Genomic DNA, 13,402 nt, shown 5'->3' with positions numbered 1-13,402 from the left:
GCGATACCGCCGATATTATGGTTTTCATGTCGTATAGTTGCGACCCGGCGCGGGCGACAGGATGGCAGACAAGGACAAACGGATCGTCATAGCCGGTGCCGGCAGCATCGGCTGCTATGCCGGCGGCTGCCTGGCGCTGGCCGGCCGAAAGGTCATTCTGCTGGCCCGGCCGCGCATCGAGGCAGCGTTGCGGCAGGGTGGATTGCGGGTCAGCGACCTCCAGGGCCGCGATCGCTCGATCAAGCCGGAGGCGCTTGCCGTCACCACCGATCCGGCCGCCACCCTGCCGCAGGCGGACGTGATCCTGGTCACGGTCAAGAGCGGCGCCACTCAGGACATGGCGGATCTTATCAAAGCTCATGCCCGGCCCGACGCCGTGGTGATCAGCCTGCAGAACGGTGTCGACAATGCCGACAGGCTGCGTGCCGGACTTGGCCGGCGAACGGTGCTGGCCGGCATGGTGCCGTTCAATGTGGTGCAGTCGCCGGACGGCGAGCTGCCGCTGCGCGTGCACCGCGCCAGCGACGGCAAGGTGATGGTCGAGGATGGCGATGCCGGCCTGGTCGGCCTGCTTGGCGTCGAAGGGTTTGCGGTTGAAGCGCATGGCGACATGAAGGCGGTGCTGTGGGGTAAGCTGCTGATGAATCTGAACAACGCGCTGGTGGCGCTTTCCGGCCTGCCGCTGGCAACCGAACTGGCCGACCGACGCTGGCGGCTGATCCTGGCCGGCCAGATCGACGAGGCGCTGACGGCACTGAAAGCGTCCGGCATCGAGCCGGCGCGGATCGCCGGCCTGCGGCCGGCGCTGCTGCCGAAAGTGCTCAGGCTGCCGGACTGGCTGTTCAGGCTCTTGGCGCGGCGCATGCTGGCGATCGACCCGCAGGCGCGCTCGTCGATGTGGGACGATCTTCAGCGCGGCCGGCCGACGGAGATCGACGATTTGCAAGGTGCCATCTTGCGGCTGGCGGGGAAGGCCGGCACGCCCGTGCCGACGGTTCAGCGGATCATCGCCTTGGTGCGCGCGGCGGAAGCGGAGCGGCTTGGCTCGCCGGGCCTGGCGCCGGAGCAGATTGTTGCACCGGCCGGCCGTCGATCAACGTGATCTTCTGCCAGATTTTCCGCGACAGGTTGGACGCCAGGTTCTCGATGTCGTTGACGCCGTCGATGACCACGTCGTCATTGACCGACTGCGCGAACAATGCGGCGATCTTGCCGGTGATCGACAGCATTTCGGAGCAATAGTCGAGGTAACGCGCCAGGTCGGCGGCATTGGTGATGCGGGCGGGCGAATGCGACGTCGGCTTGAAATCGGCCGACAGCGCCGCCGGATCCTTGGTCAGCTGGTGCATGTCGATGACGTGGATCAGCGAGCGCAGGCCATGCAGCTGGCGAAAGACCTGCTTGCGCTTGATGCGCTCCTCAGAGCGGATCAAGGCGAGAAATCCGACAATGGCGAGGATGAACATGTTGAGCGAAGCTTCGATGCCTTGCACCGACTGGACGGCATCACCCGGTTTGGAAATGCGGTCGAATGGCAGGACGGTGCCGACGAAGATGAACATCAGTGCGCCGGCAACGACAGCGGCGACGATGAGGCCGCGCAGCCACCAGATCGGCGCTTCCAGGGCCTTGGCGCCCTGTGCCAGGTCGCGCGACAGCGAGACCAGTTCGGCGGCAACGCCGCGCAGGCCGGCATCGGGGAAACGCTCCGCAACGCGCGTCTCCAGCCGTTCTGCGGTCTCGATGATCAGTTTCGGATCAAGCGTACGGTAGCGCATGTCCGATCGAACCTCAGGGTTGTGCTGGCTCGTTGGTGCGCCGGCCGTAGCGGTTGGGTCCAGGCTGCCCCGGAAACAGGCACAACACAAGGAAGGCCACGATCGAGACCACCGGCACGAACAAGATCAGCGCCGCAATGCCCGGCTTGTCCAAATCGTGCAGCCGCTTGACCGCCAGGGCAATGTTCGACCACAGCGAGGCGATGAAGGCGACGAAGAAGATGAACGACCACATGTTGCTCTCGGCCGAACCTTCCGGCACCAGCGTGAAGCGGTAGAGCGGGAAGGCCTGGATGATGGCGACGAGCAACCCGCCAAGAAAATAGGCCGCGCGACTGACGCGGCCCGAGGTTTTGAAGAAAAGCCAGGTGAGATCTGATCTGTCAGGCAAGCGGGTCCGGTCCATATTGATTGGCGCCCCTGGCGCCTTCGAGAATGCCGCATTCCACCAGAAACCAGATCGGGCCGATCAATGGCACCAGCATGATCAGGCTCCACCAGCCCGACTTGCCGCGATCATGCCAGCGCTTGGCGTAGACTGCGAGTGCGAAATAGATCGAGGCCAGAGCGATGAGAATGCCGATGATGCCGATCTGGGCGCCACTGGCCGTGGTGATGCGTGTACCGAGGATCGCATCGAGAATAAAGGCAACGATGCCAATGACGATGAAAACGCCAATCGCGGCCCAGAACTTGCCACGGTTGATGCGACCGTCAAAACTTGTGAGCAGATACTTCCAGTCCATGTCACCCCTCCATGATGAACCCGCGCGACCGATTGTCGCGCCGGCGGAAGGTGCGCCCGCTTTGCGCAAAGATCAATCGCGCAGCAATTCGTTGATCGAGGTCTTGGACCTGGTTTTGGCGTCGACGCGCTTGACGATGACGGCGCAGTAGAGGCTCGGACCCGGCTCGCCGTTCGGAAAGGGCTTGCCCGGCATCGCTCCGGCGACGACGACGGAATTCGGCGGCACTTCGCCGTAGAAAATCTCGCCGGTGGCGCGGTCGACGATCTTGGTCGACTGGCCGATGAAGACGCCCATGCCGAGCACCGAGCCTTCGCGCACGATGCAGCCCTCGACCACTTCCGAGCGCGCGCCGATGAAGCAATTGTCCTCGATGATGGTCGGACCTGCCTGCATCGGCTCCAACACGCCGCCGATGCCGACGCCGCCGGAAAGATGCACGTTCTTGCCGATCTGGGCACAGGAGCCTACCCCGACCCAGGTGTCGATCATGGTGCCTGTATCGACATAGGCGCCGACATTGACGAAGGACGGCATCAGCACGGCGCCCGGCGCGATATAGGCCGAGCGACGCACGATCGACCCCGGCACGGCGCGAAAGCCCTCCTTTTCGAAATCAACAGCGCCCCAGCCATCGAACTTCGACGGCACCTTGTCCCACCACGTCGCTTCGCCGGGACCACCCTTGATGATCTCCATCGGGTTGAGCCGGAAGGACAAAAGCACGGCCTTCTTCAGCCACTGGTTGACATGCCACTTGCCGTCGGCCTGCCGCTCGGCGACGCGGACGGCGCCGCGGTCGAGCAGGTCAAGCGCCGACTGGATGGCATCGCGCGTTTCGCCGCGCGTCGCAGTCGAAATCGCATCGCGTTCCTCGAAGGCCTTCTCGATGGTCTTTTCGAGGCTCGCCAGATCGGGCTTCGACATGAATTCGCTCCATTACCAAGCTGTTAAGGGGCTGAGCCTTAACCTGTTTTGAAAGTCGCGCGGACCCTATGTTAAGGCTTAATGGGGGTCAATCGCGTGTGCGTCACGGGACGGCGCAGTTAAGGGAATTGGACGGGTAGTTATGACTCCTATGGAAAAGGCGGGGTGGACGCCGCTGCCGCATTCGGACGAGGATCTGGAGCGGTCGAAGAGCGTACCTGACACGCCGCAGACGCGTGCCGAAACCTACCGGCTCGCCTGGAACGATCCCGACTTCATGACGCGGCGCGAGTTGCGCGCGGTCAGGCTGCAACTCGAACTCCTGAAACCGGAAATGATCCTAGCCGAACGCGGCATCCGCTCGACGGTGATCCTGTTCGGCGGTGCGCGCCTGCCGGAACCCGGCGGCGAGGCCTGGGCGGCCAAGAACGAGACGCAGAAGAAGAACCTCGAAGAGAACAGCAAATACTACGAGGAAGCGCGCAAATTCGCCCGCCTCTGCTCGCAGCAATCGGCTACCTCCTATTACCGCGAATATGTCGTGGTGACCGGCGGCGGGCCTGGCGTGATGGAAGCGGGAAACCGCGGCGCCGACGATGTCGGCGCGCCGTCGATAGGCCTCAACATCGTCTTGCCGCACGAGCAGGCGCCGAACATCTATGTGACGCCGGAGCTCTGCTTCAACTTCCATTATTTCGCTATCCGCAAGATGCATTTCGTCATGCGCGCCAAGGCGGTCGCGGTGTTTCCGGGCGGCTTCGGCACGATGGACGAATTCTTCGAGACGCTGACCCTGATCCAGACAGGGCGCATGGAGCGCGTGCCGGTGATCCTGTTCGGCAAATCCTTCTGGAAGCGGGCGATCGATCTCGATTTCCTCGCCGAGCAGGGCACGATCAGCCCCGGTGATCAGGACATCATCGACTTCGTCGACACCGCGGATGAGGCGTGGGGGATTATCAGCCGGTTCTATAAGTTAGGAGAGTAGGGCTGCGGATCGGGGAATTGAAGAATTGAAGAATGAAGGGATTGTGGCTCTGCGTTCGGATCGATCCCCAATTCGTCATTTCATCATTTCTTCATTTCCCCTCCCCCCTCTCCACAATCGCCGTCAGAAACCCCGCCAGATCGTCGGTGACGAAATCGACATCATCCTCATTGGCCGGGTCGCGCTCCCATATCTCGGAAAAGGTCGGCTCGAAATTGCGCGGCACGATCAGCACCGTGGTCATGCCGAGCGACTTCGGCACCGAAAGGTTACGGGCAAGATCCTCGAACATCACCGCATTGTGGCCGGTGACGGCGTGGAGTTCGGCGAACTTCTCGTAGGTCTGGCGCGCCGGCTTGGGATTGAGCCCCGCAGCGACGATGTCGAAGATGTCGTCGAAATGGTCGAGGATGCCGAGCTGGCGCGCGGTGCGCTCGGCGTGCCTGCGGTCGCCGTTGGTGAAGATGAACTTGCGGCCCGGAAGCTGGCGGATGGCGGTGCCGAGAACGGGATCGGGCACCAGCCATGAATAGTCGATGTCGTGGACCTTCTCGAGGAAATCGTCGGGGTCGATGCCGTGGCGTGTCATCAGGCCGTTCAGCGTCGTGCCATATTCGCGGTAGAGCTCCTTCTGCAACTTGCGCGCATCGTCGCGCGGCAATGCCAACAGTTCGCCGACATAGGCGGTCATCTTGACGTCGATCTGCGAGAACAGATTCGAATGGTGCGGATAGAGCGTGTTGTCGAGATCGAAGACCCAGTCGGTGACATGGGCGAAGCGGGCGGGGTCAGGGAGCGTGGTCATGGGCTCCTTATGGCATGAAACGCGCATTCCGAAAGCGACTTTATCCACAACTTCTGCTCGTTGAGGTTGCGTAAATCGTCTCACGATTCAAATTTTAGGCATCTGGGAAAGGTGGCCTTCAGGGCTTGCTGGCAGAGAGGCAGTCTTGTGGGAGCAAGCGATGAACAGCATAATTCTGAGATCCGCCGCCGTTGCTTTCGCCTCAGTCGCGGCCTCTCTCCTGCTGACCCTGATCATCGTTCCGGCCATGGGATTTCCGGTCAACCGGACGATCTGGCTGACCTCCACGCTCTGTCCGCTGGTGCTGGCGTGGGCCGCCAGCGCAAGCACTTTCTGGCAAAGCGACAGGCTGAAAAACGCGCATCGCGATCTCGCCCGAGCCCATGCCCAGCTCGCCGCCGCGCATCGCCGCCTGGCGGAAAAGGCGAGCCGCGACGACATGACCGGCATGCTCAACCGGGAAAGCTTCTTTGCGGCGCTCGACGGTTCGCGCCGCAAGTCCGATCGCGGCGCGCTGCTGATCATCGATGCCGACCACTTCAAGACCATCAACGACAATTTCGGCCACCTGACCGGCGATGACGCGCTGCTTTTGATCGCCAGCGCGATTCAGCGCGGCGTGCGCAGCGGCGATGTGCTCGGCCGCATCGGCGGCGAGGAATTTGGCGCCTTTCTGGTTGGCGCCACCGAGCAGGAGGCCAAGCGCGTCGCCGAGCGCATTCGCCGCGAAGTCGAGCTGATCCGCTTCCGGCCCGTCGACGAGCGGACCATTCCGCTCACGGTCAGCATCGGCGGTACTGTCTGCGGCGAGGAAGCCAGCGTGTCGGAGTTGATGCGCGCCGCCGACCGACGCCTCTACCAGGCCAAGCACCAGGGCCGTAACCTGACGATCATCGACACCGGCATTTCCGAGGCGGCGTGATCCGATCTGCCGCAACCGGCCTGTTAAGAAAACTCTAACCTTGTTTGCACTCGGTTGTACCGCTTAGCCGGGTTTTCACTGCTTTGCGGCCAGACTTGGCACGATACTGGCTTCCACGGTGATGCATGTGTCGTTCCGGGAATTGCCGTTCTGGGAACGCCATGCAGTGCCGAAGCCCAGCCGAGAGACCAGCCATGAGTTTCATCATCAAGAAAATGTCACGCCGCGCGCTCGTGCAGGCGTTGATCGCATTGCCTGCCCTGTCTTTGTTCCGCAAGCTGCCTGATGCCGATGCCGCCGGTCCAAAGCCCGACCCGAACGAGATCGTCGAGGTCGGTGGCTGGATCCTGAAGCGGAGCGACCTGGCATGATCTTCGACAGCTACGAGGCGTATCGCGCTGCGAACTTCACCCCGAAGGTCTGCATCCTCGGCTCCGGTCCGGCCGGCATGACCATTGCCCGCAAGCTTGGCGCGGCCGGCATTCCGGTGGTGGTGATGGAGGCCGGTCCGCGCGAATTCAGCGACGACTCGCAGGACTTTTACCGGGGCAGCACGGTCGGGGATTTCTATTTCGATCTCGACATCACCCGGCTGCGGTTCATGGGGGGCAGTTCCAACCACTGGGCAGGCTGGTGCCGCGTGCTCGACAAGCAGGATTTCGAGCCGAAGGCCTGGGTACCCGATACGGGCTGGCCGATCGCCCGCACCGACATCGAACCCTATCTGCCGGAAGTGCGCGATATTCTCGACCTTCCGGCCCTCCGGCCCGATATGCCGATCTCGGACGATATTCGCTGGGTGCAGCTGATCAAGAGCCCGGCCGTGCGCTTCGCCGAAAAGTTCGGCGATGAACTCGACAAGGCCACGAACATCGCGGTGGTGCTCAACACTTGTGCCACCGAACTTGCCGGCGACGGCAGACGCGTGACTGGCGCCAGGCTGTGGTCAAACGGGCAGGATGCCGGCTCCTTCAGCGCTGACTATTTCATCGTCTGCACCGGTGGGCTGGAGAATTCGCGGCTGCTTCTGTGGTCCAACCAGCGCTCGAACGGCGGCGTCGTGCCGAATGCAACTGCGCTTGGCCGCTACTGGATGGAGCATCCGACCTTCGAGGGTGGCAACGCCATCCTGGCCGACTATAACGCGTTCGAGGTCGACGCCGTCAACGAGGCCTTCTTCTCGCCGACACTCGCCGCCATGGAGCGGCTGCAGATCATGAATTTCGGCATCCGGCTGATCGAGACGCCGTATCCCGGGGTCAAGAGCCTTATCGCCGACCTCGCCTGCACGGCGCCCAGCATGGCGGAATGGATGTCCTACCAGCTCAGTCAGAGACTGCGCTGCGCGGCCCAGCTCTACGTCGCCTGGGAACAGGCGCCGCTGGCCTCCAACCAGATCGAGTTGTCGAAGACCGATGTCGACCATGCCGGCGTGCCGCGCATCGAACTGCACTGGAAGAAATCCGAACTGGAACATCGCACCCTTCTCGAAGGGCTCAGACTGTTCGGCGCAACGCTGATCGAGAAGAATCTCGGCCGCGTGCGCATTGCCGACTGGATCAGCAATGGTCAGGACTATCCGACCAACGACGAGACGGCGGGCCATCACCATATGGGCGGCACGCGCATGGGCACCGACATCAGCAAGAGCGTGGTCGACGCCAACTGCAAGGTGCACGGCATGGACAATCTCTATGTCGGCGGCTCCTCGGTGTTCTGCACGTCGGGTCAATGCAACCCGACGACGACGATCACCGCGCTGGCCTGCCGGCTGGGCGACCATCTCAGCAAGGTGGTCACCGCCTGACGGCTGCAGGGCAGCATGCTGCCTAGGGCAGTTCACCGTTTCACGGAACGGCGATCCGCTCTAACTCTTTGTTTGACGCAATTCCGGACGGAAAACCGTTTCACACTTTTCCTGGAATTGCTCTAGAGCGTCGCCGGGTCGAGCGCCGGCTGGTCCTTGCGCCGGGCGACGATTGCCGCGAAATCGGCGGTCTGGAAGGCATCGCGCAAGGCGTCGAAGGACGGCAGCACGAAATAGGCGCGCTGGAACTTGTCGATCTCGTAGCCGGTGCGCATCACCGTTTCCAGGTCGAAGGGCACGTGGTGGGCGTCCTTGCCTTCGACCGCGAACTGCAGCTCGGTAAACGACGACATAAGGCCGGCGCCAAAGGCCTTCAGCGGCTGGCCGGCCTCCTGCATCAGGCCATATTCGGCCGTGTACCAGTAGAGCCGGGAAATCATCTCGTCGCCACCCAGCGCGATGATGTCGCCGGCCTTCTCGCCATACATCTGCATGAAATCGGCGAACACCGGTTGCGACAGCGCCGGCACATGGCCGAAGAAATCATGGAACATGTCGGGCTCGACAATGTAGTCGAGCTCCTGCCTGGTCCGCAGCCAGTTGGTGACCGGGAAGCGGCGATCGGCGAGATGGTCGAAAAACGGAGCCGCGGGAATGAGCCCCGGCACCGCGACGATCTCCCAACCGGTCAGTTTGCGCAGCTTGGCGCTGACCTCGTCGAAGTCGGGAATACGGTCGAGCAGGCCGAGTTTTTCGACGCCGTCGAGGTAGGAATGGTGGGCGAGCTTGCGCGTCAGTCTGGTCTGGCGGTCGCACAGCGTGCGCCACACCGCCTGCTCTTCATCGCTGTAATCGTAACCCTGCGACACGGTGAAATCAGCACGGCAGACCGAGTAGTCGCCTCGCAATCCTTGCGCCGCGCAGTCGCGGGCGTATTCGGCAACGCTCATCGTCGTCATGGTTTTTCTCCTCGCAAAGCAAATCGCTGACGTGCTGAACGTTAAGCGGATTTGCGGAGGCGAATCGGTTTTGATGATGGTTCGAATTCGGAAATCGGGATAATATTCACTCAGAAATTCCCAGGAAGGAGTGAAAATGCCTCGATTCGATGATTTCGAGATCAAGATGCTCGATGTCCTGCAGCGCGACGGGCGCAAACCGGTTTCAGAGCTGGCGCAAGAGATCGGCCTGTCGACGACACCATGCGCGCGGCGCTTCGAGGCGCTGCAGGAGGCCGGCATCATCAAGGGATTTGCCGCCGTGATCAGCCGCCGCGCTGTCGGGCTGATGGTCGAGGTGTTCATCCAGGTGCGCCTCGTCAGCCACAGCGACGGCTCGCCCGAAAGCTTCATCGCCGCCGTGCAGCGCATGGACGAGGTTTCCTCGTGCTGGACGATGACCGGCGACCATGACTTTCTGCTGCATGTCATGGTGCCGTCGGTCGACGAGCTCAACGCTTTCGTCATGCACCGGCTGATGCGGCTCGACGGCGTGCGCGACGTCCACACGCAGTTGGTGCTGCAGAACATCAAGGGCCCGGGCCATGTGCCGCTCGGGCATCTCAGGCGATGACAATGCCTGCCCTTCGCACTCCTTGAGGAAAAGCTGCACGCAAACTGCTGAAACGGGCCAAGCGCGTGTCCACATCGCCGGCCAGCTTGTGCGGACCAACTGCCCAGGAGGTCCGCCATGAAAATCGTCCTGATCAATCCGCCGCACACCGCCATCGGCAGCCGCGTGCCCGACGATCACCTGCCGCCGCTCGGCCTGCTGGCGATCGGCGGGCCGCTGATCGATGCCGGCCATCAGGTGCGCCTCGTCGACGCCGAGTTCGGGCCGATGCCGCTCGATGACGTCGTGCGCAGCGCACTGGAGGACCACCCCGACTTCGTCCTGATCGGCCATTCCGGCTCGACCTCGGCGCACCCGACCGCCTTGGCGATCGCGCGCATGATCAAGGAGCGCGAGCCGGCGACCATCATCATCTATGGCGGCGTTTTCCCGACCTATCATTGGCGCGACATCCTGGCCGCTACCGATGCCTTCGACTTCATCGTGCGCGGCGAGGGCGAAGCGACGGTGGTGGCGCTGGTCGAAGGGCTGGAAATGCGCCAGCCGCCGGCGAGCGTGGCCGGCATCGCCTATCGCGACGATCTCAGCCGCCCCTTCGCCACACAGGCGGCCATGACCATTGCCGACCTCGACGCCTACCGCGTCGGCTGGGAACTGATCGACCATACCAGTTACAGCTACTGGGGCGGCAAGCGGGCCGTGGTCATGCAGTTTTCGCGCGGCTGTCCGCATCTGTGCAACTATTGCGGCCAGCGCGGCTTCTGGACCCGCTGGCGGCATCGCGATCCGGTGAAATTCGCCAGGGAGATCGCATGGCTGCATCGCCAACATGGCGTCGAGCTCATCAATCTCGCCGACGAGAATCCGACGGTCTCGAAGAAAGCCTGGCGGGCCTTCCTCGATGCCCTGATCGCCGAGAACGTGCCGGTGCTGATCGTCGGTTCGACCCGTGCCGACGACATAGTGCGCGATGCCGACATCCTGCATCTCTACCGCAAGGCCGGTGTCATCCGCTGGCTGCTCGGCATGGAAAACACCGACGAGCAGACGCTTCAATTGATCCGCAAGGGCGGCAGCACCTCATCCGATCGCGAGGCGATAAGGCTGCTGCGTCTCAGCGGCATCCTGTCTATGGCGACCTGGGTGTCCGGCTTCGAGGACGAAGGGTTTCGCGACCTGTGGCGCGGCTTTCGCCAACTCATCGCCTACGACCCCGACCAGATCCAGGCGCTTTATGTGACGCCGCATCGCTGGACGCCGTTCTTCCGCATCGCGCGGGATCGCAAGGTGATCCAGCAGGATGCGCGCCTGTGGGACTACAAGCACCAGGTGCTGCAGATGACGCGGCTGAGGCCGTGGATGCTGTTCTTCAGCGTCAAGCTGATCGAGCTAGCGGTGCAATCACGGCCGAAGGCGCTGGCCCGCATCCTGTTCCACAAGGATCCCGAGCAGCGCCATTCGATGCGCTGGTACACACAGATGGGCCGCCGCGTGTGGTTCCGCGAGGTCTGGGGCTTTCTGGTCCGCGACATCAGGGTGAAAGACGGCCCGACGCTGGCCGAATTCTGGGGCGCGCCGCAGGACGCCGAGGAGGAATCGATGTCCGTTCGACGCCCGGCCCGAAAGCCCGCCATTCCCACCATCGACAATATTGAAGATTCCGAGGCGAGAAAGTTAGCCGGCTGACGAGCCCCTCAGGGCACGATCAGCGTGCCGGCGCCATGTTCGGTGAACAGTTCCAGCAGCACCGCATGCGGGGTCTTGCCGTTGAGGATGACGACGCCTTCGACGCCGCGCTCGATCGCTTCGATGCAGGTCTCGACCTTGGGGATCATGCCGCCCGAGACCGTGCCGTCCTTGATCAGCGCCTTGGCCTCGGCCACGGTCAGTTCGTCGATCAGCTTCTTGTTCTTGTCGAGCACACCCGGCACGTCGGTGAGGAACAGCAGGCGCGTCGCCTGGCAGGCGCCGGCAATGGCGCCGGCGAAGGTGTCGGCGTTGATGTTGTAGGTGTGGCCATCGCGTCCCGGCGCCACCGGCGCCAGCACCGGGATCATTTCGGAGCGTGCCAGAAGATCAAGCAAGGTACGGTCGACCTCGACCGGCTCGCCGACGAAGCCGAGATCGAGCACGCGCTCGATGTTGGAGTCCGGATCGATCATGGTCTTGCGGGCCTTTTCGGCGAACACCATGTTGCCGTCCTTGCCGCACAGGCCGATCGCCCATTCGCCCTCGGCGTTGATCAGCGCGACGATCTCCTTGTTGATCGAACCGGCCAGCACCATTTCGACGATCTCGACCGTCTTCTGGTCGGTGACGCGCAGGCCGCCTTCGAACTTGGATTCGATGCCCATCTTGGCCAGCATGGCGCCGATCTGCGGGCCGCCGCCGTGGACGACGATCGGGTTGACGCCGGATTGCTTGAGCAGCGCGATGTCGCGCGCGAAGGCCTTGCCGAGCTCGATGTCGCCCATGGCATGGCCGCCATATTTCACCACGACCGTCTTGTGCTCGTAGCGCTGCATGTAGGGCAGCGCCCGCGACAACAGGGCTGCCTGCATTTCGGCGGTGGCGGTTATTTCCGTCATCGGCTTGGTTCCCTGGAGATCGGTAAGGACGGCGGCGTCTTAGCGGGAATTGGCGCCGCCCGCAAATGGCTTTGCTGTCATATTCGAGCGCTTCACGACCTCGTCATCGTGTCGGCACCATCAGCGGCGCCCTGCGACCCAGCCAACCCGAGATCTTCTCCATCTGCGCGGCGAGCGACAAAAGCGTCTCCTCGTCGCCCGGACGGCCGGCAGCCTGGACGCCGATCGGCAGGCCGGCGTCGGTGACATGGACCGGCAGGGCGATCGATGGCTGGCCGCTGACATTCTGGATCGCCGGCCAATGGGTGAACCAGAGGCTCTTGTCCATCAACTGGCCGAAGAACGGCTTCAGCTTCAGCAAGGGCGTCAGGTGAAGCTTGTCGAGCAGGTTCTCGATGAGGTCGTCGGCGCCTTTCGGATCCATTGCGCCGCAGGCAAGCGGCGGGTGGGCAATGATCGGCATCAGCACGGCGTCATACTGCGCGGTCTCTGCGATCAGCCGCCGTGAGGCGGCATGCAGCCGCTGCAGGTCGGCATAGGTCTCGCCGGCCGACACCAGTTCGCCGAAGCGGGCGAGCACGCGCGTCGCCCGCTCGATGTCGCCGGCAACGGAACGGCCGACGCGCAGCGCTTCGGCCCGCATCGTGCCAGCGACGGCGGAGGCAACCGTTCTGCAGAAATCGGCGAAGAAATCGCGGCCGATAAAGGGCAAGTCGATCTCCTCGACCGTGTGGCCGCCCTCGCGGGCAAGCGCCACCGCCGTGTCGAGCGCCTCGAGCGTCTCGTCCGAGATCGGCAGGCGAAGCGGCGATTTGCGGTACACGGCCAGGCTGAGCTTGCCGGGATCGCGCGCGGCGGCAGCCGCGAACGTGCCTTTCGGCCGCGGCGCGGCATAGGGCGACAGAGGATCGGGCCCGTGGGTCAGGTCGAGCAGCAGCGCGCAATCGCGCACCGAACGGGTGAGCGCATGGTCGACGACCATGCCGTACCAGCTTTCGCTCACCAGGGGCGTCAGCGGTGTACGGCCGCGCGACGTCTTCAGGCCGACAAGTCCGGTGCAGGCGGCAGGCACACGGATCGAGCCGCCGCCATCGGAGGCATGCGCCACCGGCACGACGCCGGCTGCGACCAGTGCTGCCGAACCGCCCGAAGAGCCGCCGCTGGTATGGCCGGTGTTCCACGGATTGCGGGTGATGCCAAAGGCCCTGGATTCGGTCATCAATCGAAGCCCGTGCTCCGGCGATGTCGAGGTGACGATCGGGATAAGTC

At 63.3% G+C, this 13,402-nt stretch carries 15 protein-coding genes; 7 read left to right on the top strand and 8 right to left on the bottom strand.

Annotated elements, in window-relative coordinates; genetic code table 11:
- Positions 1-61 precede the first annotated feature (61 nt).
- Positions 62-1,102 carry a 2-dehydropantoate 2-reductase gene (locus tag EN990_RS04330; RefSeq protein WP_127368969.1) on the top strand — a complete coding sequence of 347 codons (1,041 nt, stop codon included), beginning with the start codon at positions 62-64 and terminating at the stop codon, positions 1,100-1,102.
- Here EN990_RS04330 and EN990_RS04325 read toward each other — a convergent pair.
- The 4 genes from EN990_RS04325 to dapD form a co-directional block, all read right to left on the bottom strand.
- Positions 1,005-1,778, bottom strand: a complete 774-nt coding sequence (locus EN990_RS04325) for a hypothetical protein (RefSeq protein WP_063169724.1) — start codon at positions 1,776-1,778, stop codon at positions 1,005-1,007. The genes EN990_RS04330 and EN990_RS04325 overlap by 98 nt on opposite strands.
- 13 nt (positions 1,779-1,791) lie before the next feature.
- Positions 1,792-2,169, bottom strand: coding sequence for a DUF805 domain-containing protein (locus tag EN990_RS04320; RefSeq protein WP_024502086.1), 378 nt, complete (start codon positions 2,167-2,169; stop codon positions 1,792-1,794).
- A complete protein-coding gene (locus EN990_RS04315) occupies positions 2,162-2,524 on the bottom strand; it encodes a DUF805 domain-containing protein (RefSeq protein WP_013528479.1) in 363 nt (120 codons plus the stop codon). Before EN990_RS04315 ends, EN990_RS04320 begins: the two co-directional genes overlap by 8 nt.
- A 72-nt stretch (positions 2,525-2,596) precedes the next feature.
- The gene (gene dapD / locus EN990_RS04310) at positions 2,597-3,451 is read right to left on the bottom strand and encodes a 2,3,4,5-tetrahydropyridine-2,6-dicarboxylate N-succinyltransferase (RefSeq protein WP_013528480.1); all 855 of its coding nucleotides are present in this window, start codon (positions 3,449-3,451) and stop codon (positions 2,597-2,599) included.
- 142 nt (positions 3,452-3,593) lie between these two features.
- Between dapD and EN990_RS04305 the strand changes: the two genes are divergently transcribed.
- Positions 3,594-4,439, top strand: a complete 846-nt coding sequence (locus EN990_RS04305) for an LOG family protein (protein ID WP_013528481.1) — start codon at positions 3,594-3,596, stop codon at positions 4,437-4,439.
- 91 nt (positions 4,440-4,530) lie between these two features.
- Here EN990_RS04305 and EN990_RS04300 read toward each other — a convergent pair whose 3' ends face one another.
- Entirely contained in the window at positions 4,531-5,244 is a 714-nt protein-coding gene (locus EN990_RS04300; RefSeq protein WP_013528482.1) for a pyrimidine 5'-nucleotidase, read from the bottom strand.
- Positions 5,245-5,404: 160 nt separating this feature from the next.
- Between EN990_RS04300 and EN990_RS04295 the strand changes: the two genes are divergently transcribed.
- The 3 genes from EN990_RS04295 (at position 5,405) to EN990_RS04285 (ending at position 7,973) form a co-directional block, all read left to right on the top strand.
- Positions 5,405-6,166, top strand: a complete 762-nt coding sequence (locus EN990_RS04295; RefSeq protein WP_013528483.1) for a GGDEF domain-containing protein — start codon at positions 5,405-5,407, stop codon at positions 6,164-6,166.
- Between the two features lie 194 nt (positions 6,167-6,360).
- Entirely contained in the window at positions 6,361-6,537 is a 177-nt protein-coding gene (locus tag EN990_RS04290) for a hypothetical protein (RefSeq protein WP_013528484.1), read from the top strand.
- Positions 6,534-7,973: a GMC family oxidoreductase gene (locus EN990_RS04285; protein WP_127384771.1), complete on the top strand. Its 1,440-nt coding sequence runs from the start codon at positions 6,534-6,536 to the stop codon at positions 7,971-7,973. Before EN990_RS04290 ends, EN990_RS04285 begins: the two co-directional genes overlap by 4 nt.
- Positions 7,974-8,095: 122 nt before the next feature.
- Here the strand turns inward: EN990_RS04285 and phhA are convergent, their stop codons facing one another.
- A complete protein-coding gene (gene phhA, locus EN990_RS04280; RefSeq protein ID WP_013528486.1) occupies positions 8,096-8,932 on the bottom strand; it encodes a phenylalanine 4-monooxygenase in 837 nt (278 codons plus the stop codon).
- 136 nt (positions 8,933-9,068) lie between these two features.
- On the opposite strand from phhA, the gene EN990_RS04275 reads away from it, so the two are divergent.
- Both EN990_RS04275 and bchE read left to right on the top strand, forming a co-directional pair.
- Entirely contained in the window at positions 9,069-9,545 is a 477-nt protein-coding gene (locus EN990_RS04275) for an Lrp/AsnC family transcriptional regulator (protein WP_024502088.1), read from the top strand.
- 117 nt (positions 9,546-9,662) lie between these two features.
- Positions 9,663-11,231: a magnesium-protoporphyrin IX monomethyl ester anaerobic oxidative cyclase gene (gene bchE, locus EN990_RS04270; RefSeq protein ID WP_063170941.1), complete on the top strand. Its 1,569-nt coding sequence runs from the start codon at positions 9,663-9,665 to the stop codon at positions 11,229-11,231.
- A gap of 8 nt (positions 11,232-11,239) precedes the next feature.
- On the opposite strand, the gene argB is transcribed toward bchE, so the two are convergent.
- The gene (argB, locus tag EN990_RS04265; protein WP_013528489.1) at positions 11,240-12,133 is read right to left on the bottom strand and encodes an acetylglutamate kinase; all 894 of its coding nucleotides are present in this window, start codon (positions 12,131-12,133) and stop codon (positions 11,240-11,242) included.
- 103 nt (positions 12,134-12,236) lie between these two features.
- Positions 12,237-13,402: amidase (locus EN990_RS04260; protein WP_164766080.1), on the bottom strand; the 1,166-nt coding region annotated here is incomplete at its 5' end.

Source organism: Mesorhizobium sp. M7A.F.Ca.US.005.03.1.1 (assembly GCF_003997975.1).
Lineage (GTDB): Bacteria > Pseudomonadota > Alphaproteobacteria > Rhizobiales > Rhizobiaceae > Mesorhizobium > Mesorhizobium ciceri.
This window is presented reverse-complemented; position numbering and strand designations above follow the sequence as displayed.